Origin of the sequence: Thermomonas fusca DSM 15424 (assembly GCF_000423885.1) — a bacterium.
Lineage (GTDB): Bacteria > Pseudomonadota > Gammaproteobacteria > Xanthomonadales > Xanthomonadaceae > Thermomonas > Thermomonas fusca.
Genome location: NZ_AUIV01000005.1, coordinates 98,129 through 123,241 on the forward strand (window position 1 = coordinate 98,129; position 25,113 = coordinate 123,241).

A 25,113-nucleotide genomic window follows, 5' to 3' on the forward strand; every position below is an offset into this window, starting at 1 on the left:
GTCGTCGTTCTCAGGCGAACGCGTCGAGCAGCGTGCCCAGTGCGTCCTCACGGGCGCGGAAGGCGGCGGTGCTGGCGGCGAAGTCATGGGCAGCCTGGCGGGCATCGACGACGTCGGACACCTCCGCGGAGGCGGTGCCGTTGCTTGCGTCGGTGCGCACGATGCGCGCCTGCACGCCGCCATCCGGCGCTTCCGACTGCACCACTTCGCGGCGCTGGAAACCGGTGGTTTCGCGGTTGGCGGTATTGCTGGCCGCAGCCTGCATCCGCTGCGTCGCCGCGTGCATGCCGGAGGCGGCGATATTCGATGAAACGCCGGAAATGGTCATGGCGGGCAGCTTTGCAGGATAAGCGCGGCCCACTTTACGCTGCCATTGGCGCGAAAACGGCGAACCCCGTCCGGTTTCCGGCCGCTGCCGGCGGGCCGGGCCGGCTTCACCCACAGGCGCCGGCAGCGAGGTATCCTGCTGCAATGCAATATGCTCAGAGCCATTCCAGCGTCGTTCCGCATCACGGCGAGGAGCTGGCCAACGCGTTGACCCACGGGGTCGGCGCCGCCGCATCGCTGGCTGGCAGTGCGGTGCTGATCACGCTGGTGGCACTGTTCGGCGATGGCTGGCAGCTGGCCGGCGCGATCGTTTTCGGCGTCGCCCTGCTGCTGCTCTACACCGCCTCCACCCTGTACCACGCGATCTCGCATCCGGTCCTGAAGGGCCGGCTGAAAGTGTTCGACCACTGCGCGATCTACCTGCTGATCGCCGGCACCTACACGCCGTTCACCTTGGTCGGCCTGCGCGGCCCCACCGGCTGGTGGCTGTTCGGCACGATCTGGACGCTGGCGCTGGCCGGGGTGGTGTTCAAGCTGTTCTACACCGGCCGCTTCAAGCGCCTGTCGACATTGATCTACATCGGCATGGGCTGGCTGATCGTGCTGGCCGCAAAACCCATGCTGCACGCGCTGGGCATGGATTCGTTGCTGTGGCTGCTGGCCGGCGGCGTTGCCTATACCGTCGGCACGTTCTTCTACATGCGCCCGCAGCTGCGCTGGTCGCATGCGATCTGGCATGGTTTCGTGATTGCCGGCAGCGTCTGCCATTACGTCGCGGTGATGCTGCACTTGCTGTAACCGCGAGCGGCGCGCATGACTTCCGGCGGTGTGCGCCGCCGGGCGCAGGCCGGATGATCGGGGCTTCGCATCCATCCCCGAGGTAGTCCATGCGTCGCATCCTGACAACCGCCATCGCGCTGGCCTTGGCCGGCGCCGGCAACGCCGCGCTCGCGCAGCCCGCCGCTGCCGCACCCGCCGCGGCGCCTGCGGCGGTGACGACGCAGCTGCCGCGCGATGTCCGACCGAGCAACTACGACATCGAGGTCGAACCGCATGCGGAGCGCATGGCGTTCGACGGCAAGGTGCGGATCAATGTCGATGTGCTGGCACCCACCCGCAGCATCACCCTGAACGCGGCCGACCTCGAATTCGGTACGGTCCGGCTGGAGCGCGCCAACGGCAAGGCGCTGGTGCCCAAGACCCGTGTCGATGCCGCGGCGCAGACCGCGACCTTCAGCTTCGACCAGACGTTGCCGGTGGGCAGCTACCTGCTGGCGATCGAATACAGCGGCAAGATCGGCACCCAGGCCAACGGCCTGTTCGCGCTGGACTATCCCACCGACGCCGGCAAGAAGCGCGCGCTCTACACCCAGTTCGAGAACTCCGATGCGCGCCGCTTCATCCCGTCCTGGGACGAGCCGGCGCACAAGGCCACGTTCCGGCTGGCGGTGACCGCGCCGTCCGCGCAGATGGTGGTCAGCAACATGCCGGTGGCCAGTACCCACGGTCTTGGTGATGGGCGCACGCTGACCCTGTTCAAGCCGTCGCCGAAGATGTCCACCTACCTGCTGTTCCTGTCGATGGGCGAGTTCGATCGCGCCACCCTTGCTGACAACGGGGTGGAAATCGGCGTGATCGCGCAGAAGGGCAAGGCGGAACAGGCGCGCTTTGCGCTGGAGGCCAGCCGCGACGCGCTGCGCGAGTTCAACGACTACTTCGGGGTGAAGTATCCGCTGCCGAAGCTGGACAACATCGCCGCGCCGGGCCGCAGCCAGTTCTTCAGCGCGATGGAGAACTGGGGTGCGATCTTCACCTTCGAATCCTCGCTGCTGCTCGACCCGGCGATCTCCAACGTCTCCGACCAGCAGCGTGTGTTCAGCACCGCCGCACACGAGATCGCCCACCAGTGGTTCGGCAACCTGGTGACGATGGCGTGGTGGGACGATCTGTGGCTCAACGAAGGTTTCGCCACCTGGATGGAAGGCCGCACCACCCGCAAGCTGCATCCCGAGTGGGACACCGACAGCGTCGATGCGGCCTTCACCAGCCGCGGCGCGATGGGCCAGGATGCGTTCGCCACCACCCATCCGGTGGTGCAGCACGTGGCCACGGTGGAGCAGGCCAGCCAGGCCTTCGACGGCATCACCTACGGCAAGGGTTCTGCGGTGATTTCGATGCTGGAGGACTACGTGGGCGAGACTGCGTGGCGCAACGGCGTGCGCAGCTACATCGGCAAGCACGCCTATGGCAACGCGGTGACCGACGACTTGTGGGCCGAGATCGAGCAGGCCGCGCCGGGCAAGCAGTTCGCCGCGGTCGCGCATGACTTCACCCTGCAGCCGGGCGTGCCGCTGATCAAGGCGAGCAGCGCCTGTGTCGATGGCAGCACCCGCGTGCAGCTGGAGCAGGGCGAATACACCGTGGACCGCCCGGACAAGACGCCGCTGCGCTGGCGGGTGCCGGTCAACGTGCGCGGCGGCGATGGCAAGGCGGTGCGCGTGCTGGTGGACGGCAAGGCCAGCGTGACCCTGCCTGGCTGCGACACGCTGGCGCTGGTGAACGCCGGCCAGAAAGGCTACTTCCGCACGTTGTACGCACCGGCCCAGTTCAAGGCGCTGCGCAGCGGCTTCGCCGGGCTGCCGGTGGTCGACCAGATGGGCCTGATGCTGGATACCGGCGCGCTGGCCGCGGTCGGCCTGCAGCCGGAATCCGACAGCCTGGACCTGGCCATGCAGGTACCGGCCGATGCCGCGCCGGAGCTGTGGCAGATGGTGGCCGGCTCGGTGGGCGGGCTGGATGATCTGTTCAAGGGTGATGCCAAGCGGCAGGACGCGATCCATGCCTTCGCGATCAAGCGGTTGGCACCGAAGTTCGCCCAGCTTGGCTGGGACAACCGCGCCGGCGACTCTGCGGCCACCCGGCAGCTGCGCAACACCCTGATTTCGACCCTGGGCGGACTGGGCGATGCCGCGGTGCTGGTGGAGGCGCGCCGGCGCTTCGACGCGTTCCTGGCCGATCCCGCCTCGCTGTCGCCGGACCTGCGCCGCACCGTGCTGGGCATGGTGGCGCGCAATGCCGACGTCGCCACCTGGGAGCGGCTGCACGCGCTGGCGCGGCAGGAGAAGTCCTCAATGCTGCGCGACCAGTACTACGGCCTGCTGGCGCGGGCCAAGGACAAGGCGCTGGCGCAGCGCGCGCTGGACATGACGCTGACCGACGAGCCGGGTGCCACCAACGGCGCTGGGATGATCTCCGCGGTGTCGTGGGAGCATCCGGAGCTGGCCTTCGACTTCGCCGCTGCCCACCGCGAGCAGGTGGACAAGCTGGTCGACTCCACTTCGCGTGCGCGCTTCTATCCGGGGCTGGGCAGCAGCGCCACCGACCTGTCGATGGTGGAGAAGATCAACGCCTTCGCCGAAGCGCATATCGCGCCCACCTCGCGTCGCGATGCCGAGCGCGTGGTCAACGGCATCCAGACCCGGGTCAAGCTGCGCCAGCAGCGGTTGCCGCAGGTCGATGCGTGGTTGAAGCAGCAGGGCGTCTGACCGCTGCGATATCTGCCCGAAGTGAAACGAAGAGGCCCCGCGATGCGGGGCCTCTCGTTTTTACGGCGTGCGGCGATGGCTGATCAGAAGCGGTATTCCGCCAGCAGATTGAACGAACGCCCTCGCGGATCGGCTACGCGCGCTTCCCAGCCGGCACCGTCGCCGTCGTCCAGGTAGCGAAGGGTGAATGGCGGGTCGGTGTTCAGCAGGTTGCGCACGCCGAAGGTCAGCTTCATCTTGTCGATGCCGGCCCAGCTGACGCTGTAGTTGTACAGCGTGTAGCTGTCCACGTCGCGGCTGTAGTTGGCTGGCACGTAGCCGTTGGCAACGCCCGGTGGCTGCCAGTCCTTGTACCCGCCGCGATGAATCTGGGTCAGCAGGTGCGACCAGTCGCCCTTCTGCCAGCCGAACCCGAGGGTGTGCTTCCACTTGATCGGCAGATTGAAGTAGCGCTCGTATTCGCCGACCAGGTTGTCGCTGTAGGGCAAGCTGTCGAAGCTCTTGGTCTTGAACGTATCCAGATAGTTGCCGTTGAGGTGGATGTTCCAAGCGCCGCCAGCCAGTTCCCCGCGCAGGTTGGCGTCCAGTTCGATGCCGCTGGTCAGGGTGCCGCCGGTGTTGATGTAGCGCTGGTCGATCTGGATGATGGCGCCGCTGCTGTCGCGGATGAAGTTGGCCGCGTACAGCGGGTAGTTCGCGGTCATGGTGCTGAGGTTGAAGCCACTGCGGATGGTGTTGATGCGTTCGATCTCCCACCAGTCCACGCTGACGTTGAAGTTGGCGTTGGGGGCGATGACGATGCCGAGGCTGCGCTGCTTGGCTTCTTCCGGCTTCAGGTTGGGGTTGCCGCCGGTGACGATGTCGGGGCGGATCTGCACGTTGCAATTGGCAACGTCGGGGTTGTAGCGGCCGTTCGGGCATGTTGCCGGATCGGCAAGGTCCAGGCCGGTGTACTGGGTTTCAGTGATTCCGCGGAACAGCTTGGCGAAATCCGGCACCTTGAACCCGGTGCTGTAGGCGCCGCGGAACACCAGCCAGTCGATCGGCTGCCATTTGAACGAATACTTCGGGTTGGTGGTGCCACCGAAGCCGTCGTAGCGGTCGTGCCGCACCGCCAGATTCACTTCCAGGCTGTCCATCACCGGCAGATTGAGCTCGGTGAACAGTGCTTTGACATTACGGGTCTTGGGCGACATGTAATTGGAAGCGTCTCCGGGCGCGCCGAACACGAAGGCATTCCCGCGCGACCAGTCGGACGGACCGCTGAACTCGTACTCCTCGCGGCGCAGGTCGAAGCCGACCGCTGCCTTCACCTCCTCCTCGCCCCACAGCTTGAAGCCCAGGCCACCGCTGAAACTGGCATCAAGGGTGGTCGTGGTGGATACGCCCTTGTACAGCAGCAGGCCGCTGGCGTCGGCCGCGGCAAGCGCGTCGTAGGCGGCTTGTGACTGCTCCTGGCCCGGCATCAGGAACGGGTTCAGCAGGCCGCTCTTGAGGGCGGCCTTGAGTTGCGGCGTGTAGTAGTAGCCCCCGGCCAACGCGGTCTGGGCGCGGCTTTCCGCGCGCGACAGGCCGATGTCGTAATCCCATCGGCCGACGACCCCGTTCAGCCCGAACAGCAGGCGGTAGGCCTTGGTGGTGGTTTCCAGCTGACGCGGGCCGCAGGCGTAGCAGCGCCAGCGGTAGGTGATCGGCTTGCCGTAGGCAAGGTTGGCCTGGTCACCGAAGTAATCGTGAAGCTGGTTATAGATCGCGTCGTAGGTGGCTTGGGTCGTGGCATTCAGCTCGTAGGCGTCCAACTGGGTGGCGCTGGCATTGACGCTGGAGCTGATCTGTTGGGCTTCGAATCGCCGGGTGGAGCTGACCTTCGAGCCCATGAACTCGGCGAAGAATTCATGGTTGTCGCTGATCCTGAAAGTGGCGCGTCCGATGCCCTGCACGGTATCCACCGGCTGCTGGATGGTGCGGGCGCGACCGTAGTCCCATGCGCAGCCGAAGCTCGCACCGGGGCTTGACCAGACCTTGTCGTCGTAGGGCCCCATCATGTCGCCGCCGGCTTCGCAGCCCGCGCCGCCAGGCAGGTCGAGGACGCTGATGGTGGTCTTGGTGAGATTGCTGTCGGGGTCCCGCAAGCCGCTGCCAATCAGGCTGCCGGTGCCGCTGACCACGTTGGCGAACGGCGTGCCGCGGGTGTCAGGGGAGAGGCCACGATCGGCCTGGAAGCTGTTGGCGAAGTCGCGCTGGTTGCCGCGCAGGATATTGTTTCGCTTGACGTTGAGTGCCGCCCAGACATTCCAATGGTCGGTGTCCAGATCGCCCCAACCGCCAAGCAGGCTGGCGTGATAGATCTCGCCACCGCCCTGCTGGGTGACATCCGCGCCGGCGCTGAGGGTGTAGCCCTGATAGTTGCGACGGGTGATGAAGTTGATCACGCCGCCGATGGCATCGGTGCCGTAGACGGCGGATGCGCCATCGCGCAGCACTTCCACTCGCTCGATGGCGGCGAACGGGATCGAGTTCAGGTCCACCACCTGTCCGGCCAGCCCGTGGGCGGCGACGCGCCGGCCATTGAGCAGGACCAGGGTTGCATCGGCACCCTGGCCGCGCAGGTTGGCGCCGGACACGCCGTTGTTGCCGCGGGTGCCGGGCGGGGCAACGCCGCTGTTGGCCGCAAGATTATCCGGACCGCTGCTGGCGACATTCAGCTGTTGCAACAGCTGCTCGGCCGAGGTGATGCCCTGCGCGTCGATTTCGGCGCGCTGGATGACGGTAATGGGAAGCGCCGCCTCTATATCGGTGCGCTGGATGCGCGAACCGGTGACGGTCAAGCGGTCCAGTGTCCTGACCTTGCTGTCAGCGGGCTGCTTGCCGTCAGCCTGCTGGGCCATCGCCGGCAGCGCCAGCGCGGCCAGCAGGGCGATGCAGAGGCGGCGTTTGCCGGGCTTCGCACATGTGTTCATCAAATCCCTCCCCAGGTGATTGTCGTGGCAGCGCCGAAGCGCGGCTGCATGCGATCCCCGTGCTTCGCGGCTGCGGAAGACGGGGCCGGCCCCCAATCTAGTCGGGATCGACTGGCGTTGGAATAGGTCTTGCGGCCCCGGCGCCGGACGGGAATAAACCCGCGCGGCGCCGGTCGCCCCGCTCGCGGGGCCGGAAACGCAACAGGCCCCGCATGGCGGGGCCTGTTGCACGTCATCACATCGCGGCGACGGTTACGCGTCTTCGTCCTTGTACGCATCCACCGGGATGCAGGCGCACATCACGTTCTTGTCGCCGTGCACGTTGTCCACGCGCGCCACCGGCGGCCAGTACTTGACCTGCTTGAGCACCGGCAGCGGGAACGCGGCCAGCTCGCGCGGGTAGGCGTGGGCCCATTCGCTGGCCGACACGCGCACCGCCGTATGCGGCGCGTGCTTGAGCGGGTTATCCAAGCGGTCCAGCTTGCCGTCGATCACGTCCTGGATCTCGGCGCGGATCTGGATCATCGCGTCGATGAAGCGATCCAGCTCGTGCTGCGATTCGGACTCGGTGGGTTCCACCATCAGCGTGCCGGCGACCGGGAAGCTCAGGGTCGGGGCGTGGAAACCGAAGTCGATCAGGCGCTTGGCCACGTCCTCGGCGCTGATGCCGGACTGCTTCTCCAGCGGGCGCAGGTCGAGGATGCATTCGTGCGCCACCAGCCCGTTGCGGCCGGTGTACAGGGTGGGGAAGTGCGGGGCCAAGCGCCTGGCGATGTAGTTGGCGTTGAGCATCGCCACCTGGGTGGCCTTGCGCAGGCCGTCGCGGCCCATCATCGCGATGTACATCCAGCTGATCGGCAGGATGCTGGCGCTGCCGAAGCTGGCCGCCGACACCATCGCGCCGCCGCCGCTACCTTCGGTACGGATGCCCTGCTCGCCGAACGCCTTGGGCAGGAACGGCGCCAGGTGCGAGCGCACCGCGCAAGGGCCGACGCCGGGGCCGCCGCCGCCGTGCGGGATGCAGAAGGTCTTGTGCAGGTTGAGGTGGGACACGTCGGAGCCCCACTTGCCCGGCTTGGCCAAGCCGACCAGCGCGTTCATGTTGGCGCCGTCGGTGTACACCTGACCACCGTGCTGGTGGATGATTTCGCAGATTTCCACCACGTCTTCCTCGAACACGCCGTGGGTGGACGGGTAGGTGATCATCAGCGCGGCAAGGTTGGCCGAATGCTTCTCGGCCTGCACGCGGATGTCTTCCACATCGACGTTGCCGTTGGCGTCGCACTTGGTGACCACCACCTTCATCCCGCACATGTTGGCGGACGCCGGGTTGGTGCCGTGCGCTGATTCCGGGATCAGGCAGATGTTGCGATGGCTCTCGCCGCGCGATGCATGGTAGGCGCGGATCGCCAGCAGGCCGGCGTATTCGCCCTGCGCGCCGGAATTGGGCTGCAGGCTGACCGCGTCGTAGCCGGTGGCTTCCACCAGCATCGCTTCCAGCCCGGCGATCAGTTCCTTGTAGCCCTGCGCCTGTTCGGCCGGCACCAGCGGATGGATGTTGCCGAACTCCGGCCAGGTGATCGGGATCATCTCGGCGGTGGCGTTGAGCTTCATCGTGCAGCTGCCCAGCGGGATCATGGTGCGATCCATCGCCAGGTCCTTGTCCGCCAGCGTGCGCAGGTAGCGCAGCAGTTCGTGCTCGCTGTGGTGGGTGTTGAACACCGGGTGGGTCATGAACGCGCTGCTGCGCGCCAGTTCCGCCGGGATCAGTGACGGCGCGCTGGCATCCAGCGCGTCGACCGACGGCAGCCTGGCGTCGTCGCCACCGAAGATGCGCCACAGCAGTTCCAGGTCGGCGCGGGTGGTGGTTTCGTCCAGCGAGATGCAGATCGAGCCGTTGCCGCGCACGCGCAGGTTGGCGCGGTGCGCGCGCGCGCGCTCGACCAGCGCGGCGGACTGGTCGCCGGCGTCGATGCACAGGGTGTCGAAGGCGCTGGCGTGGACGCTGGCGTGGCCGAGTTCACGCAGGCCGGCGGCGAGGATGGCGGTGTAGCGCGCCACCCGGCTGGCGATGCGCTTGAGGCCATCGGGGCCGTGGTAGACGGCGTACATCGCTGCCATCACCGCCAGCAGCACCTGCGCGGTGCAGATGTTGGAGGTCGCCTTCTCGCGGCGGATGTGCTGCTCGCGGGTCTGCAGGGTGAGGCGGTAGGCCGGGTTGCCGTCGGCATCGATGGACACGCCGATCAGGCGGCCCGGCATGCTGCGCTTGAAGGCGTCGCGGCAGGCCATGAACGCGGCGTGCGGGCCGCCGAAGCCGAACGGCACGCCGAAGCGCTGGGTGTTGCCGATCACGATGTCGGCGCCCATCTCGCCCGGCGACTTCAGCAGGGTCAGGGCCAGCAGGTCGGTGGCGACCACGAACAGCGCGTTGTGCGCGTGGATGGCCTCCGCATCCTTCTCCCAGTCGGCGACCCAGCCGCTGGAGGCCGGGTATTGCGCCAGCACGCCGAAGTAGTCGCCTGCGGCGATCGCGGCGTGCACCGCGTCGGTACCGCGCACCACATTCACCTTCAGGCCCAGCGGCTCGGCGCGGGTCTGCAGCACTTCGATGGTCTGCGGGTGGGTGTCGCCGACCACCAGGAAGGTGTCGGACTTCGACTTGGCGCTGCGCTTGGCCAGGGTCATCGCCTCGGCGGCCGCGCTGGCTTCGTCCAGCAGCGAGGCATTGGCGATGTCCATCCCGGTCAGGTCGGCGACCATGGTCTGGAAGTTGATCAGCGCTTCCATGCGGCCCTGCGAAATCTCCGCCTGGTACGGCGTGTAGGCGGTGTACCAGGCCGGGTTCTCGAGGATGTTGCGCAGGATCACGTTCGGCACGTGGGTGCCGTAATAGCCCTGGCCGATGAAGCTGCGGAACACCTGGTTCTTGTCGGCGATGGCGCGGATCTTCGCCAGCGCGTCCACTTCGGTCATCGACTCCGGCAGCGCCAGTGGCGCGGTGGACTTGATGCTGGCAGGAACGATGGCGTCGGTGAACGCCTCCAGCGAATCGAAGCCGAGCTGGGCCAGCATCGTCGAGATTTCGGCGTCGTTGGGGCCGATGTGGCGTTCGATGAAGGCGTCGTGGTGTTCGAGCGAGCGGAGCGAGGGCTGGGTCATGGCGGCATCCGGGGGCGCGAGGGCGCGTGAAGGGGATGCCCGCTCTGTCCTTCTGCCTGAGAGTTTGGAAGCGCGCGGGCGGGGAGGGGAATCCGCGCGGCTTCTTGCCCCTTCGGCGCCGGCAGCGCCGATGAATGGCCTGCCGATCTCTCCAGAGTGTGGTCACACGGCGGTCTTGGGCCTGAGCGATTCCGGGCGGTTGCGCCTTCGGCAGCGCTGCGGGACGAGGTCCGCGCGCTTCTCCCTCCGTGTGGCGCGATTATAGCGGTTGCCGACAGTTGCAAGCGTGCAACGCAGCTTTTCCGCGACGGGCGGCGACCGCCGCGCTGCTATCCTGCCCGCCGGCATTCCCCATCCCCCGATCGTGAATCCATCCATTTCGTTCCGCCGCTTGGCGCTGCTGCTGGGTGGACTGTCGATGTTCGGCCCGTTCTCCATCGACACCATCTTCCCGGCGTTCCCGCAGATCGGCGCGCAGATGGGCGCGGACAAGCTGGCCATGCAGCAGACCATCAGCATCTACCTGCTGGCCTACGCCGGGATGAGCCTGGTGCACGGCTCGCTGTCGGACGCGCTGGGGCGGCGGCGGGTGATCCTGGGCGGGCTGGTGGTCTTCCTGCTGGCCTCGGTGGGCTGCGCGCTGGCCACCACGTTGCCGCAGCTGCTGGCGTTCCGCGCGCTGCAGGGCCTGAGCGCGGGCGTGGGCCTGATCGTGGGGCGCGCGGTGATCCGCGACGTGCTGCACGGAGACGATGCGCAGCGGCTGATGAGCCAGGTGTCGATGATCTTCGGCATCGCCCCGGCGGTGGCGCCGGTGCTGGGCGGCTGGCTGCTGGGCTGGCACCGCTGGCCGGCGATCTTCTGGTTCCTGGCCGCGTTCGCGCTGGTGCTGATCGTGGCGGTGCAGCGCGCGCTGCCGGAAACCCACCCGCCCGCGGCGCGGCTGCCGCTGCGGCCGCCGGCGCTGCTGCGCGGCTACCTGGAGATGGCGCGCAACCCGCGCTTCCTGCGCATGTCGATGGCGGCGGCGCTCAACTTCGGCGCACTGTTCCTGTACATCGCTTCCGCGCCGGCGTTCGTGCTGGACCTGCTGGGGCTGCGCGAGCAGCAGTTCGGTTGGTTCTTCATCCCGATGATCGGCGGAATGATGCTGGGCGCGTTCATGTCCGGCCGTTCCGCCGGACGCATCGACGGCCGCCGGCTGGCGAACATCGGTTTCGCCTGCTGCGGCACCGCGATGGCGCTCAACCTCGGCTACACCCTGTGGGCGGACGTGCCGGCGGTGCCGTGGGCGGTACTGCCGATGAGCCTGCTCGCGTTCGGCATCGCGCTGGTGTTTCCCATCGTCACCCTCGCCATCCTCGACATGTATCCGCACCGGCGCGGCAGCGCGTCCTCGCTGCAGGCGTTCTTCGGACTGCTGGGAAACGCGATCATCGCCGGCCTGCTGTCGCCGCTGCTCAGCGACAGCGCCCTGCACCTGGCGCTGGGCGCGGCCGCCTTCGTGCTGGCCGGCTGGCTGTTCTGGTGGTGGGAAAACCGCGTTTCTGGCCGCGCGCTGCGGGTGCCGGCGGTGCCGGCGGCGATGGAACCTAGCGAGCTCTAGCCCGGCGCATCCACGCATACACCGGCACCCCCGCCAGCAGCAGCACACCGCCCCACAGCAGCGCCTCGCCGCCGGCGCCGAGCAGGGCATAGCCGCTGTAGACCAGCGCGAAGGCGGCGACCGCGCGGCCCTTGCGTTCGCCGCGCAGCAGCCAGGCGGCGCTGCCGGCGAGATAGGGCAGCAGGGTGGCGGCGGTGGACAGCAGGATCGAGAAGGTGAACAGCGACACCAGCGAGCGGCTGAAGTTGGCGGCCACCAGCAGCGACGCCAGCACGCTGCTGGCGAAGATGCCGAACACCGGCGTGCCGCGCGCGTCTTGGCGGGCGAAGGCGCGCGGCAGCAGGCCATCGCGGGCGGCCGCCAACGGGATCTGCGCCGACAGCATCACCCAGCCGTTGAGCGCGCCGAGGCAGGACACCGCCGCCACCGTGGCGATGGCGATGCCGGCCCAGCCGCCCCAGAGCATCCGCGCGGCATCGGCCATCGGCGCGGTGGAATCCTTCAGCTGCGCGGCCGGCACGATGCCGATCACCGCGGTCACTGCCAGCACCGTGGCGATGCCGGCCAGCGCGGTGCCGGCCAGGGTGGCGCGCGGGATGGTGCGCGCCGGGTCGTCGATCGCGCCGGCCGGCACGGTGGCGGCCTCCAGCCCCAGCAGCGCCCACAGCACCAGGGCGACGCAGGCATGGGTGGCCGCCGGCAGCGACTCCGCGCTGCGGTTGAACGGCTGGAACTGCGCCGACTCGACGAACCAGATCGCGATGCCGGCGAACAGCGCCAGCGGCACGAACTTGAGCACGGTCAGCACGATCTGCATCCGCCCCGCTTCGCGCAGCCCCAGCAGGTTGATCCCGGCGCACAGCCATAGCCCCGCCAGCGCGCAGGCGCCCGCGCGCAGCGGGGTGGCCACCAGTGCCGGGAACAGCGCGCCCAGGCTGCCCGCGAACGCCACCGCGATCGCCGCGTTGGCGCTCCAGATTGACACCCAGTAGCTCCACGCCACCATGAACCCCGGTGCTTCGCCGAAGGCGTTGCGGGCGAAGGCGTAGGGGCCGCCGGTTTGCGGCCAACGCATCGCCAGCCGCGCGAAGGTGAGCGCCAGCGCCAGCGCGCCGGACAGGGTGATGGCCCAGCCCAGCAGGCTGACGCCGCCGTACGAGGCCAGCGACGCCGGCAGCAGGAACACGCCGCTGCCGATCATGCTGCCAACCACCAGCGCGGTGGCCGACCACGGGCCGAGGGGTTTTTTCTCTACCTGCTGCACGTGCAGGGCAGTCGGCGGCGGCGAGGTGCCAGGTGCCGGGGATTCATCGTTGGCCATCTACCCCTCCCCAACCCTCCCCTGCACGCAGGGGAGGGAGCAAACATCAGAGGCCATCCGCGCGGTACGCCGCGCGCAGCAACTCATGGAAATGGTGCACGCCGGTTTCGCGCAGCGGGTTCAGCCGGCCCGGCACATAGCTGCCGGAGGCGAAGCCGCGCTGCACGTCCTCGCAGATGCCGATGTCCTCGTGCTGCACTTCGTCGCTGAAGGCGAGGTCGGCGTCGCGCCGCGCGGCGTCGCCGGCATCGGCGTAGTAGCTGTCGAAGATCACCCGGCAGCGATCCACGCCCAGCGGCACCACGGTATTGGTCTGCAGCCGGCCGGGCAGGATGTTGAGCATGCTGTTCGGCCACAGCCAGTAGTACAGCGCGTCGCCGCTGCCGTACAGCGCGGGATCGGGGCTTTCATCAGACACGATCAGCGGACTCCACTGCAGCGAATGCCAGCGCGCCAGCTCGGTGCGGTAGCTGCGGTAATCGAGCAGCCGGTTCAGGCCGGGATGCACGAACGGGACGTGGTAGCCCTCGAGGTAGTTGTCGACATATACCTTCCAGTTGCAGGCGATATCGTAGCTGGCGCGGTGGTGCCCACCGTAGTGTTCCAGCCCGCGGTCGGGGCCGAGGCGGGCGTCGATGCCGGCGACGAATGCGTCGAAGTCCGGTGCGTTTGCTGCATCGACCGCCGCGAACACCAGACCCTGCCAGATCCGCACGGCCAGCTGCGGCAGGCGCACGTCGGCGACATCGAAGCCCTGTGCGTCCTTCATTTCCGGCGCCGAACGCAGCTGGCCTTCCAGGGTGTAGGTCCAGCCGTGATAGCGGCAGCGCAGCGCCTTCGCGGCGAGGCCGTCGCACTGCGCGATGGGGCCGGCGCGATGGCGACAGACGTTGTGCATCACCCGCACCGCGCCGTCGCCGCCGCGCACCGCGATCACCGGCAGGCCGGCGAGGTTGGCAACGACGTGGTCGCCTATGCCGCGCAGCTGCGAGGCGTGCGCGACCAGTTGCCAGCTGCGGTCGAAGATCGCGCTGCGGTCGGTGGCGGCCATCGCCGGCGCGGCATAGAAGCGCGCCGGCAGGGCGGTGGCGGTGGCTTGCGGCTGCGGGGCGAGGTCGGCGTCCATGCCGGCAGTATTGCGCGGATCACGCGGGCGCGGGCAATGAAAAAGACCGGCATGGCCGGCCTTCTTCGTGTACCCGGGCGCTACGGATCAGGCGCCCGCGGCGGGGGCCTGCCAGCCGCAGGTCTGTCCGGCGTTCTGCTGTTTCAGCCAGTCCTGCAGCGGGGCGAAGTATTCCAGCACCGCGCTGGCGTCCATCTTCTCGCCGCCGGTCAGTTCCTTCATGGTCTGCTGCCACGGCTGGCTGTTGCCCTTGGACAGCATCGTCCAGTAGCGCTTGCCGGCTTCCTTGTTGCCGTAGAAGCTGCATTCGTACAGTGGGCCCTTGTGGCCGGAGGCGTCGCACAGCGCCTTGTAGAACTGGAACTGCAGGATGTGCGAGAGGAAGTAGCGGGTGTACGGGGTGTTGCCCGGCACGTGGTATTTGGCGCCTGGGTCGAAGAAGTCCTCGCCGCGTGCGGTGGCCGGGGCGACGCCCTGGTACTTCGCCTTCAGCTCCCACCACGCCTTGTTGTAGCCGTCCGGCTGGATCGAGCCGTCGAACACGCCCCAGCGCCAGCGGTCGATCATCAGCCCGAACGGCAGGAAGGCCACCTTGGCCAGCGCCATCCGCATCTGCGCGTTGATCAGCGCTTCCTGGCTCTGCTTCGGTGCGTCCACCAGCCCCACCGAGGCCAGGTACTGCGGCGTCATCGCCAGCACGATGGTGTCGCCGATGGCTTCGTGGAAACCGTCATGGGCGCCGTTCTGGAAGATCGGCGGCTGCTTGTTGTAGGCCAGGTCGTAATAGATGTGGCCAAGCTCGTGGTAGATCGTGGTCAGCTCTTCCTCGCTGGGCACGATGCACATCTTGGTGCGCACGTCGCCGGCCATGTTCATGTCCCAGGCGCTGGCGTGGCAGACCACGTCGCGCTCCAGCGGCTTGATGAACTGCGACTTCTGCCAGTAGCTCTCCGGCAGCTTGGGCATGCCCAGCGAGACGTAGAAATCCTGCGCGCGCTCGGTCATCGCCTTGGCGGTGGCCAGCTGCGCGGCGCGCTGTGCCATGAAGCTGCGCTCGGCGGCAGAGCCGTCGGCCGCGGCGGGCTTGGCCAGTTCGCGCGCAAGGTCGGCGGCCGCCATGCGTTCCAGCGCGGCGTTCACGTCCAGGCTGCCGGCCGCCTTGTACGGCTGCAGGATGTCCCAGAGGTTGCTCCAGTCCTGCTGCCACAGGTTGCCCATCAGGTGTGCGGGCAGCAGGCCACCGGCCACTTCGCCCTTGTCCTTGCCGTACTGCGCGTCCAGGCGGGTGCGCGCGTAGCAGTGCAGCTGTTCGTACAGCGGCTTGACCTGGCCCCACAGGCGGTCGCTCTCGCTGGCCAGTTCCGCCGGCGACATGTCGTAGCCGGAGCGCCACATCTCGCCGGCATCGGCGAAACCCATTTCCTTCGCGCCTTCGTTCACCAGTTCGGCGAAGCGCACGTAGTCCTTGCGCATCGGCACGCTGACGGTATGCCAGCCCTGCCAGGCATCCAGCTGGGCGTCGTAGTCGCGGCTCTTGGCCAGCACCTCGCTGAGCTGGCCGATGTCGCGGCAGCTGCGGCTACTGCCTTCGCCGGTGCAATAGCTGCCGGCGCCGTACATCCCCTCCATCCGCGTCACCAGCTGGGTCAGTTCCTCCAGCTTCTTCGGGTCCCGCGGTGCCGGCATCGCCGTCCACAGTTTCAGCAGCTTGAGCGCGCGCGCGGTTTCCGGCTTCAGCTGCTGGCCGTCGTAGCGTTTGGACTGCTCGATCCAGACGTTGAGCTGGGCCAGCCAGCGTTCGTTTGCCTTGGCGGCCACCAGCTCGCTGTCGCTGTTGATGTAGGTATTGGACAGCCACTGCGCGGAGTTGAGTTCGGTGCTGAGCTTGCGCACTTCCTCGTTCACGCGGGCGACGAACTGGTCGGCGGTTTCACCCTGCTGCGCGGCGGGCGTGGCGGCGGGCGCCGTGGGCTCGGCGTCGCGCTTGCACGCAGCAAGACCGAGGGTGCCGATGACGGCGGTGGCAAGCAGGGCGTGGCGAAGCTTCACGGCGAGATCCTCGGCGGCAGGGAGATGCGGGAAGCGGCAAGGCTAGACCGCGATGCCGCGTGCGGGCAAGCGGGCCGGCTCAGGCGTGGCTGGGGCCAGTCTGCGTGAGTGCGCCCTTGGCATCCACCAGGCCGTGCTCGCGCAGCCAGCGCCAGGCGTCGGCGGCGTCGTGTTCGACATAGGCGCGGGCGGAGCCAAGTCGGAAGGTGTAGCCCCAGCTGTCCATGTCGGCCCAGACCCGCTGGCGGCCGACCCCGGGCAGGGCATCGCCCAGCAGGCCCTGCAGCACGCAGACCGCGTCTTCTTCCGGCACCGAATCGGTGGCGTTGGTATGCACGCCTTCGCGCCGTTCCGGCGGCAGCACGATCAGGTGGCCGGCCTCGTGCAGCAGCGAATGCACGGGGGTATCGGCGCGTGCGTACACGCTGCTGCCGATGATGCCGGCCTCGGCATCGCCCCAGTAGCTGCCGGGAATGGGCGCGCCATCGGCCACGCGCGCAAGCGCCAGCCCGTAGCGGGCCAGCAGCGCGCGCGGTGCATCGAAGCCGATCTCGGCCAGAGTCAGCACCGGCGGGGTTTCCACGGCGGGCGGACGGGCCGTTTTCAGGCCGGCGAAGCGCCGCGTTCCGGCAGCGACACCGAGATGTCCAGCACGTCGTGCTCGCCGTCCTTGACCACGTCCACCTTGACCGCGTCGGTGTCCACGTTCACGTACTTGCGGATCACTTCCAGGATCTCGCGGCGCATCAGCGGCAGGTAGTCCGGCGCGCCGGCCGAGCTGCGCTCCTGCGCGATGATGATCTGCAGGCGGTTCTTGGCGACCGAGGCGGTGTTCTTCTTGGGCTTGAGGAAATCGAAAATAGCCATGCCTCAACCCCCGAACAGCTTGCTGAAGAAGCCTTTCTTTTCCACCGTGGTGAAGCGCAGCGGGCGTTCTTCGCCCAGCAGCCGCGCCACCGCGTCGTCGTAGGCCTGTCCGGCGATGGATTCGCCGTCCATGATCACCGGCTCGCCCTTGTTGGACGCGTTCAGCACGTCGCCCGATTCGGGGATCACGCCGATCGTCTTCAGGCCCAGCACTTCTTCGACGTCGTTGATCGACAGCATCTCGCCGCTCTCCACCCGCACCGGGCTGTAGCGGGTCAGCAGCAGGTGCGCAGCCACCTCGCCATCGCTGCGCTCGGCGCGATGGGTCTTGGAGGCCAGCAGGCCCAGCACGCGGTCGGAGTCGCGCACGCTGGAGACTTCCGGGTTCACCACCACGATCGCCTTGTCGGCGTAATACATCGCCAGGAACGCGCCCTTCTCGATGCCGGCGGGGCTGTCGCAGATGACGTAGTCGAAGCCTTCGGCGGACAGGTCCTTCAGCACCTTCTCCACCCCTTCCTTGCTCAGCGCATCCTTGTCGCGGGTCTGGCTGGCGGCCAGCACGTACAGGTTGTCGAAGCGCTTGTCCTTGATCAGCGCCTGCTTGAGGGTGGCCTCGCCGTGGATGACGTTGACGAAGTCGTACACCACCCGGCGCTCGCAGCCCATGATCAGGTCGAGGTTGCGCAGGCCGACGTCGAAGTCGATGACCGCGACTTTCTTGCCGCGACGGGCCAGCCCGGTGGCGATGCTGGCGCTGGTGGTGGTCTTGCCGACGCCGCCCTTGCCCGAGGTGATTACGATGATCTCAGCCAAGTTGGCTTCCTCCGTGATGCTGTGGGAGCGGCATTCAGTCGAGCGCCGCAAGCTTGAGTTGTCCGTTTTCCAGCCACACCTGCACGGCCTTGCCGTGCAGCGCGGCGGGGATGTCTTCCATCACCTTGTAGTGCCCGGCCACCGCGACGAGTTCGGCATGGAACTCGCGGCAGAAGATCCGGGCGCCTTCGTTGCCGCGCGCGCCGGCCAAGGCGCGGCCGCGCAGTGCACCGTAGATGTGGATGCTGCCATCGGCAAGCACTTCCGCGCCAGCGCCGACGGGTGCCAGCACGGTCAGGTCGCGCTGTTCGGCGTAGACCTGCTGGCCGGAGCGCACCGGCGTGGCCTGGATCAGGCCGGGTGCGGACGCGCTGGCGGCCGCCGGGGCGGCGGGGGCAGGCGACGGCTCGGCCGCGCGGAGCGGTTCCGGGGCGCGCGCCGGAACCGGCGCATCGTCGGCACGTTCGTACTGGGCTCGGAACTTGGCCAGCAGCGGCAGGCCCAGCTGCTGCGAAAGCGCATCGATTTCCTTGGTGCCGTAGGCCAGCGCCACCGGTAGCACGCCGGCCGCGCGCAGGCCGTCCACCAGCGCGCGCGCCTCGTCGATGCCGGGCGCCTTGCTCAGGCCGCCGAAATCCAGCACCACCGCGGCGCGCGCGAACAGGTTGGGCGCGCGCTGCACGCGTTCGGCCATCTCCGCGGCCAGCTGCGCCGGGTCGAGGCTGCGCACGCGCAGGTTGGCGATGCCGACCTGGCCGAATTTCAGTTCGCCGGCCTGTGCGTAATCGGTCTGCGCACTCATGCGCAGGCTCCGTGCGCCGGCAGCGCGGCGGCGACGTGGCTGCGCGGGCGCTGCAGCCAGGGCTCGTCGGGCAGGGCGTCGCCGTAGGTGTCGCGCACCCACTGATAGCTGCACAGGAACTTCATCAGCATCGCCGCGCGCAGGTCGTGGCCGGGGCCTTCGGCTGAGGGCATCACGTTCTGGCCGACTTCGCGGAAGCCGAAGCTGCCGTGGAACAGCAGGGCGTGGTCGGCGCCGTGTTCGAGGAACACCTCACAGGCCAGATGCGGATAGCGCAGCTCGGCATAGCTCTGCACGTCGGCGTACAGCGCACGGCCGACGCCACCGCCGCGGCGGCGGCTGGCCACCACCACGCGGTCGATGTAGAAGAAATCCGGGTAGCGCTCGCGGAACCAGGCGAAATTGACGCTGTCGTGCTGCGCATGCGCGCCGAAGCCGATCAGGAAGCCGGCCATGGCGCCGTCGCGCTCCGCAACGCGGAAATATTCGGCGCGGTCGAACAGCTGGCGCAGGCGGCCCGAGTCCAGGGGAAGGATCGCAGGACCTGCCGCGTTGTTGAGGGCCAGGACGGAATCCAGCTCGTGCTCGCGCACGTCGCGGATGGCGATCGACATTCCTTGGAACTCCTTGAAACTCCGGTGGCTGCTGCGCGTGGTCCGCGGTGCGGGCCACAGGCGATTATCGCATGCGCCGCCGGGGGCGCGCGCCATGACCTTCGATGCAGGGCGGGGCGGGGCGCAAGGCGGTATAAGACGCCATGTTCGCGCGAATCCCCCACACCCGCTTGTTGCGCTATGCCGGCCTGTTCACCTGGGCGATGGTCGGCCTGCCGCTGCTGTATTTCTGGCTGCGGCCGCCGCAGGTCGCCAGCGGCGACAACCTGGCCATGCCCTGGCAGGGCTGGGTGGCCTATGTCGCCTTCGGCGCCGGCTACGTCTGGCTGACCCGCAACCTGGGCGGGCGCCGGCGCAGCGCCGCCGATTACCTGCTGCTGCTGGTGCTGACCGCGGCCGCGCTGGGGGTCAGTTATTTCAGCGGCACCGGCATGGGCAGCGTGCTGCTGATGGTGGCGGCCTGCGTGTTCCCGTGGCTGCTGCCGCTTCCGCTGGGGGTGGCCTGGCTGCTGGTCAGCCAGCTGGCGGTGGCGCCGGTGTTCATCCGCTGGCTGGGCTTCCCGCCGATGGAAGCGCTGATGCAATCAATGCTGTACGCGGGTTTTTCCGGCTTCGTGTTCGTGGTCAGCCTGGTCGCCCTGCAGCAGGCGCAGGCGCGCGAGGACCAGCGCCGCCTCAATGCGGAGCTGCGCGCCACCCGCGCCCTGCTGGCGGACAGTGCGCGGGTCAACGAACGCACCCGCATCTCGCGCGAACTGCACGACCTGCTGGGCCACCACCTCACCGCCCTCAGCCTGAACCTGGAAGTGGCCGGCCACCTGTCCGAAGGCCGCGTCCGCGAGCACGTGCAGCAGGCCCACACCCTGGCCCGGCTGCTGCTGACCGACGTGCGCGAGGCGGTGAGCCAGCTGCGCGAGGGCGGCGCGATCGATCTGGGCGCGGCGCTGCGTCCGTTGGCCGAGAACGTGCCCAAGCTCGCCATCGAAACGGACATCGAACAACCACTCACCGTCGACGACCCGGAGCGCGCGCATGTGCTGCTGCGCTGCGCGCAGGAAGCCATCACCAATGCGGTGCGGCATGCCGGTGCCAGCCGGTTGTGGCTGGCGGCGCGGCGGGAGGGGCACAATATCGTCCTGCAGGTGCGCGACGATGGCCGTGGCAGCGACCAGGTGCTGCCGGGCAACGGCCTGCGCGGCCTCGGTGAACGCCTGCGCCAGCACGGCGGCCGCCTGGACATCGAGACTCGCCGCGGCCAGGGTTTCCAGCTCACCATTACCCTGCCGGTGGCGCCGAATGCGGCCACCCGCCTTCCCGAAGGAGTCATCGCATGACCCGACCCACCCCGATCAGCGTGTTCCTGGTGGACGACCAGACCCTGGTGCGCCAGGGCATCCGTTCGCTGCTCGCCCTGGCTGAAGGGATCGAAGTGGTGGCGGAAGCCTCCGACGGCCGCCAAGCGGTGGAGCGCATCCCGGAAGTGAAGCCAGACGTGGTGCTGATGGACATGCGGATGCCGGCGATGTCCGGGCTGGAGGCGCTGCAGGCGATGGGGCGCGCCGGCACCCTGCCGCCCACCATCATCCTCACCACGTTCGACGACGACGCGCTGGTGCTGGCGGGAATCAAGGCCGGCGCCAAGGGCTACCTGCTCAAGGACGTGTCGCTGGAGCAGCTGGTGAGTGCCATCCAGGCCGTGGCCGGCGGCGGCTCGCTGGTGCAGCCGGCGGTGACCCAGCGCCTGCTGTCGGGGCTGGAGCACATGCGCAACGAGTTCGTCAGCCTCGATCGCCCGGACCCGCTGACCGATCGCGAGACCGAGATCCTGCGGCTGATGGCCTCGGGCTTTTCCAACAAGGAGATCGCCAATTCGCTGGGCGTGGCCGAGGGCACCATCAAGAACCACGTATCCAACATCCTCAGCAAGCTGGGCGTGCGCGACCGCACCCGTGCGGTGCTCAAGGCGTTCGAGCTGCAGCTGGTCTGACCGGCGCCCGCCCGGTGCCCGCCCGCGTCAGGCGCGGGCGGCGCTGTCCGGATTGGTGGCCGCCGTCGCGTTTTTTCGCCTCCATCCCCTCGCCGCCGATGGCTGCAGTTTGTTAGGATGGCCGGTCTGTGCGGCTCAAGGCCGCTGGCGGCCTTTCCCGGAGATTCCTGAATGACTCGTTTGCTCGAGATCCTGATTTCGCTCGCAATCGTCGTGGCGCTGTACCTGGTGGTCGGCATCGCATTGCCGTCTTCGCGCCACCTGGTGGAGAAGATCGAAACCAACCGCAAGCTCACCATCGTGTTCGATACCCTCAACAGCTTCCGTCGCTTCAAGGACTGGAACACGGTGGTGCTGCGCGACCCGCGCATGCAGGTCACCCTGTCCGGTCCCGAGGAGGGCGAGGGTGCCCAGCTCGACTACGTGTCGGAAAAGAAGGGCGTGGGCACTGGCTCGTGGAAGATCGTCGAGAGCGTGCCGCGCGAAAAGATCGCGTTCGCGATCGAGAACGAGGAGCGCGGCAGCAACAAGCGCACCGCGTTCACCTTCAAGCCGACTGGCCGCAACAACCGCAACGTCGAGATTACCCAGACCTACGACGTCGATTACGGCTGGAACCTGATCGGCCGCTACGCCGGCATGTACGTCACCCGCCACGTGGGCGACGACATGAAGATGGGCCTGACCCGCCTGGTCAACATGCTGGCCGCGGTGCCGAACGTCGACTACGCGATCAAGGACAGCAAGATGACCACCCCGAAGGTGGTCGATCGTCCGGCCGAAGACCTGCTGGTCGTCAGCGCGGGTGCGGTCGAGCGTGGCAACGCGCAGATCCAGGCGTCGATGACCTCCAACAGCGAGTGGATCAAGCGCGTGATCGACGCCAACGGCCTTGAAGCGGTTGGCCCGCTGCGCATCGTCACCACCGACCTGGGCCGCGAAACCTACACCTTCGACGTGGTCCAGCCGGTCCGCAAGAAGGACGGCAGCGCCATCGCCAGCGTCGCCACCCAGGGCCCCGTGCAGCACGTGCAGAGCCCGGCGGCGAAGGCCGTGGTGGCTTCGTACACCGGCTACATGGCGGAGCTGGAGAACGTCCGCAACGCGCTGCGCGCCTGGGCTGCGACCCACGGCCACGAAGTGAAGGACCGCGCCTTCGAGGACTACAAGTCCGGCGTGGCGGGGGCCTTCACCGAGAACGGCCAGTTCGACGTCTACTGGCCGGTGAAGTAAGCGCATCGCGCAAGCCATCGCGATACCCGCAAACGCCGCGTCCTGACGCGGCGTTTGCATTTGTGCCGCCCCCTGCAGGCAGAATGCACGCATGAACAGCCACGGCGCCCCCGCCTTCGTCGTCTACCGGCGCTACCTCGCCGCCATCGGCAGCCTGCTTGCCGCGCTGGCGGTGGCACTGTCGGCCTACGCCATGCATGCAGCCGCCCCGGAAGCGCAGCCGCGCTTGCTGCAGGCGGCGGTGTTCGCCTTCGCCCACGGCATGGCCCTGACTGCGCTGGCGCCCCTGGCGCAACGGCCCACTGGGTTGCTGGCATTGGCCATGCTGCTGGGCGGGGTGTTCCTGTTCTGCGGCAGCCTGTTGGCGGTGGTGGTGCTGGGGCTGGCGCCGACGCTGGCGCCGTTTGGCGGCGCGCTGATGATCAGCGGCTGGCTGTTGCACGCCTACGACCGGTTGCGAGGCTGAGGGGGACGGGATCATGGCGCGTGGATTCGATGTGGAAGCGGCGTTCGCGCATCTGTGCAAACGCGATCGCAAGCTGGGCGCGTGGATGCGTCGGCTGGAGCCGATCGCGGCCAATCCGCAGTGGCGCAAGCCCTTCGACCCGGTCGATGCGCTGGCCCGCGCCATCCTCTACCAGCAGCTCAGCGGCAAGGCGGCGGCGACCATCGTCGGCCGCGTCGAGACCGCGATCGGCAGCGACCGCTTCCACTGCGACACGCTGGCGCGCATCGACGATGCCGCGCTGCGCGGTTGCGGCGTGTCCGGCAACAAGCTGCTCGCCCTGCGCGACCTGGCGCGGCGCGAGGAAGCGGATGAAATCCCCAGCCTGCGGCGGATGGCGGCGATGAGCGACGACGACATCGTCGCCGCGCTGGTGCCGATCCGCGGGATCGGCCGCTGGACCGTGGAGATGATGCTGATGTTCCGGCTCGGCCGTCCCGACGTGCTGCCGATCGACGACCTCGGCATCCGCAAGGGCGCGCAGGCGGTGGACAAGCTGGACGCGATGCCGACGCCGAAGCAGCTGGCGGCGCGCGGCGAAGCCTGGAGACCGTACCGCAGCTACGCCAGCTTCTACCTGTGGCGGATCGCCGATGCCGCCGCGGGCGCGAAACAGGCAGTTGCGCGTTCGCAGGACTGAGCGCCACGGCGGTCAGGCGACGACCTTGGCACCGGCTTCCTGCAGCAGCCTGCGCAGTTCGTGGCGATGGCAATGCGCCTCGTCCTCGCAGTAGCAGCCCACGCTGAAATCCGTGCCCTGCGACAGTGCCGCAAGCAGCGCGATGGCATGCGCGGCATCGGGACGCTTCATCTCGCTGCGGTAATGCCTGAAGAAATTGGCCCAATCCTTGGCGGTGACGGCGGCATGGGCAATGTCCATCGCCGCCTGGCTGGGCGCCACGGTGGGCAGCCAGACGTCGTAGAAGTCGCGCTTGGCGAATTCGGACTTCGGCACGCCGCGCGGCGGCCGCCGCACGGTGCCGATCCGCAGTCCTTCCGCAGGCAGTCGCGGGGTGCCGAGGCGGACGATGCGAACGGACATGCGGGGTTCCTCGGCAGTGGCCGCCATCGAGGGTAGCGCAGCGTTTGCATGGCCGCCGCGGATTCAGCCCGCGGTTGAACTTTTTCCAGTGATAGGCGTCACAATTTGCTTTCCGGCAGTCGATGGAGCGAATGGATGCGAAAGACGATGTTGGCGGCGGCGTTGACGCTGGGCTTCATGTCGATGCCGCTGCAGGCGCAGCAGGCCGCGCCGCCGGCAGACGGCATCCGCACCGAGGCCACCGTGGTGGTGGAGGGCGAGCAGCCGGGCCCCGGCCTGTGGCTGGTGCGCAAGGGCAGCCACGACCTCTACGTCCTCGGCACGCTGCGGCCGCTGCCGATGAAGATGCAGTGGCAGTCCGCGCAGCTGCAGCAGGTGCTGGCGCAAGCGCAGGAAGTGATCCGCATGCGCGGCGTGCAGATCGATGCTGACGTGGGCTTTTTCAGGGGCTTGCTGCTGATGCCCAAGCTGCTGGGCGCGCGCAACAATCCCGATGACAGGAAACTGCAACAGGTGGTGTCGCCTGCTTCCTATGCGCGCTGGCAGACGCTGAAGGCGCGCTACATCGGCAGCGACGGTGGCGTGGAGAAGCGCCGCCCGCTGTTCGCCGCGCAGGAGTTGTACTCGGCGGCGATGAAGAAAAGCGGCTTGGACACCCACGACCTGGCCTGGCCGGTGGTCGCTGAGGCGATCAAGGCGCACAGCCCCACGGTCACGGTGGTGAAGGAAACCATCGTCATCAAGGATCCCAAGCCGCTGCTCAAGGAATGGTCGAAGACGACGCTGGACGATCTGGCCTGCTTCGACAGCACCATGACCCATATCGAGACCGACCTCGACGCCATGCGCGCCCGCGCCAATGCCTGGGCCACCGGCGATGTCGCCGCGCTGCGCGCGCTGCCGCCGGCTTACCGGTGGGAGGCGTGCAGCAATGCGATCACCGAAGCCGGCATCGGCAAGCGGCTGGGCTACGGCGATGCACAGCGCAAGCTGCGCGCCAAATGGCTGGTGGCAGCCGAAGCGGCGCTGGAACGCAATACGGTGAGCTTCGCCACGCTGGCGCTCAGCGACATGCTGGGCACGGATGGCTATCTGGCCGCGCTGCAAGCCAAGGGCTATACGGTGATCGCGCCGGACGAGTGAGCCCAGGC

Annotated in this window: 21 protein-coding genes and 1 riboswitch; of the genes, 9 read left to right on the forward strand and 12 right to left on the reverse strand. The window is 68.1% G+C overall.

The annotated features are described in order from the left end of the window. Window positions 1–10 precede the first annotated feature (10 nt). The gene (locus tag G582_RS15135) at window positions 11–328 is read right to left on the reverse strand and encodes a flagellar basal body rod protein FlgC (RefSeq protein ID WP_038052576.1); all 318 of its coding nucleotides are present in this window, start codon (window positions 326–328) and stop codon (window positions 11–13) included. A gap of 143 nt (window positions 329–471) precedes the next feature. Here G582_RS15135 and trhA point away from each other — a divergent pair, with 143 nt between their 5' ends. Continuing rightward, window positions 472–1,125, forward strand: a complete 654-nt coding sequence (trhA, locus tag G582_RS0102460; protein ID WP_028838544.1) for a PAQR family membrane homeostasis protein TrhA — start codon at window positions 472–474, stop codon at window positions 1,123–1,125. Window positions 1,126–1,214: 89 nt separating this feature from the next. Beyond that, window positions 1,215–3,872 carry a M1 family metallopeptidase gene (locus tag G582_RS0102465; protein WP_028838480.1) on the forward strand — a complete coding sequence of 886 codons (2,658 nt, stop codon included), beginning with the start codon at window positions 1,215–1,217 and terminating at the stop codon, window positions 3,870–3,872. A gap of 83 nt (window positions 3,873–3,955) precedes the next feature. On the opposite strand, the gene G582_RS0102470 is transcribed toward G582_RS0102465, so the two are convergent. After that, the gene (locus G582_RS0102470; protein ID WP_051246496.1) at window positions 3,956–6,832 is read right to left on the reverse strand and encodes a TonB-dependent receptor domain-containing protein; all 2,877 of its coding nucleotides are present in this window, start codon (window positions 6,830–6,832) and stop codon (window positions 3,956–3,958) included. Window positions 6,833–7,084: 252 nt separating this feature from the next. Continuing rightward, window positions 7,085–9,994 (reverse strand): aminomethyl-transferring glycine dehydrogenase, encoded by a 2,910-nt coding sequence (gene gcvP, locus G582_RS0102475; RefSeq protein WP_028838482.1) that lies wholly within the window; start codon window positions 9,992–9,994, stop codon window positions 7,085–7,087. Window positions 9,995–10,028: 34 nt separating this feature from the next. Then, a riboswitch (glycine riboswitch) is annotated at window positions 10,029–10,159 on the reverse strand. A gap of 253 nt (window positions 10,160–10,412) precedes the next feature. Between gcvP and G582_RS0102480 the strand changes: the two genes are divergently transcribed. Further along, the gene (locus G582_RS0102480; RefSeq protein ID WP_248642656.1) at window positions 10,413–11,600 is read left to right on the forward strand and encodes a multidrug effflux MFS transporter; all 1,188 of its coding nucleotides are present in this window, start codon (window positions 10,413–10,415) and stop codon (window positions 11,598–11,600) included. Here G582_RS0102480 and G582_RS0102485 read toward each other — a convergent pair. From G582_RS0102485 to G582_RS0102520, 8 genes are all read right to left on the reverse strand, one after another. Beyond that, complete coding sequence (locus tag G582_RS0102485; RefSeq protein ID WP_083960911.1) at window positions 11,587–12,921, reverse strand: amino acid permease; 1,335 nt, start codon at window positions 12,919–12,921, stop codon at window positions 11,587–11,589. The genes G582_RS0102480 and G582_RS0102485 overlap by 14 nt on opposite strands. Before the next feature lie 46 nt (window positions 12,922–12,967). Beyond that, entirely contained in the window at window positions 12,968–14,047 is a 1,080-nt protein-coding gene (locus G582_RS0102490) for an aromatic ring-hydroxylating oxygenase subunit alpha (protein WP_028838485.1), read from the reverse strand. 87 nt (window positions 14,048–14,134) lie between these two features. After that, window positions 14,135–16,096: a M2 family metallopeptidase gene (locus tag G582_RS0102495; protein WP_038052517.1), complete on the reverse strand. Its 1,962-nt coding sequence runs from the start codon at window positions 16,094–16,096 to the stop codon at window positions 14,135–14,137. A gap of 79 nt (window positions 16,097–16,175) precedes the next feature. Beyond that, window positions 16,176–16,703: a hypothetical protein gene (locus tag G582_RS15140; RefSeq protein WP_051246541.1), complete on the reverse strand. Its 528-nt coding sequence runs from the start codon at window positions 16,701–16,703 to the stop codon at window positions 16,176–16,178. Then, entirely contained in the window at window positions 16,700–16,963 is a 264-nt protein-coding gene (gene minE, locus G582_RS0102505; RefSeq protein ID WP_028838487.1) for a cell division topological specificity factor MinE, read from the reverse strand. The genes G582_RS15140 and minE overlap by 4 nt, the downstream gene beginning before the upstream one ends. Window positions 16,964–16,966: 3 nt before the next feature. Continuing rightward, window positions 16,967–17,779 carry a septum site-determining protein MinD gene (gene minD, locus G582_RS0102510; RefSeq protein WP_028838488.1) on the reverse strand — a complete coding sequence of 271 codons (813 nt, stop codon included), beginning with the start codon at window positions 17,777–17,779 and terminating at the stop codon, window positions 16,967–16,969. A gap of 34 nt (window positions 17,780–17,813) precedes the next feature. Beyond that, a complete protein-coding gene (gene minC / locus G582_RS0102515; protein ID WP_028838489.1) occupies window positions 17,814–18,581 on the reverse strand; it encodes a septum site-determining protein MinC in 768 nt (255 codons plus the stop codon). Further along, window positions 18,578–19,195: a GNAT family N-acetyltransferase gene (locus G582_RS0102520; protein WP_028838490.1), complete on the reverse strand. Its 618-nt coding sequence runs from the start codon at window positions 19,193–19,195 to the stop codon at window positions 18,578–18,580. The genes minC and G582_RS0102520 overlap by 4 nt, the downstream gene beginning before the upstream one ends. A 143-nt stretch (window positions 19,196–19,338) precedes the next feature. Between G582_RS0102520 and G582_RS0102525 the strand changes: the two genes are divergently transcribed. The 5 genes from G582_RS0102525 (at window position 19,339) to G582_RS0102545 (ending at window position 23,560) form a co-directional block, all read left to right on the forward strand. Continuing rightward, window positions 19,339–20,529, forward strand: a complete 1,191-nt coding sequence (locus G582_RS0102525) for a sensor histidine kinase (RefSeq protein WP_028838491.1) — start codon at window positions 19,339–19,341, stop codon at window positions 20,527–20,529. Then, on the forward strand, window positions 20,526–21,182 hold the full coding sequence (locus G582_RS0102530) for a response regulator (RefSeq protein ID WP_038052520.1): 657 nt from the start codon (window positions 20,526–20,528) through the stop codon (window positions 21,180–21,182). Before G582_RS0102525 ends, G582_RS0102530 begins: the two co-directional genes overlap by 4 nt. Before the next feature lie 171 nt (window positions 21,183–21,353). After that, a complete protein-coding gene (locus G582_RS0102535; protein WP_028838493.1) occupies window positions 21,354–22,415 on the forward strand; it encodes an SRPBCC family protein in 1,062 nt (353 codons plus the stop codon). A 91-nt stretch (window positions 22,416–22,506) separates the two neighbouring features. Beyond that, on the forward strand, window positions 22,507–22,881 hold the full coding sequence (locus G582_RS15145) for a DUF423 domain-containing protein (protein WP_051246499.1): 375 nt from the start codon (window positions 22,507–22,509) through the stop codon (window positions 22,879–22,881). A 13-nt stretch (window positions 22,882–22,894) separates the two neighbouring features. After that, window positions 22,895–23,560, forward strand: coding sequence for a DNA-3-methyladenine glycosylase family protein (locus tag G582_RS0102545; protein ID WP_028838494.1), 666 nt, complete (start codon window positions 22,895–22,897; stop codon window positions 23,558–23,560). A 12-nt stretch (window positions 23,561–23,572) separates the two neighbouring features. Here the strand turns inward: G582_RS0102545 and G582_RS0102550 are convergent, their stop codons facing one another. Continuing rightward, a complete protein-coding gene (locus tag G582_RS0102550) occupies window positions 23,573–23,962 on the reverse strand; it encodes a DUF488 domain-containing protein (protein ID WP_028838495.1) in 390 nt (129 codons plus the stop codon). A 135-nt stretch (window positions 23,963–24,097) separates the two neighbouring features. On the opposite strand from G582_RS0102550, the gene G582_RS0102555 reads away from it, so the two are divergent. Next, on the forward strand, window positions 24,098–25,105 hold the full coding sequence (locus G582_RS0102555; RefSeq protein WP_028838496.1) for a TraB/GumN family protein: 1,008 nt from the start codon (window positions 24,098–24,100) through the stop codon (window positions 25,103–25,105). Window positions 25,106–25,113: the final 8 nt, after the last annotated feature.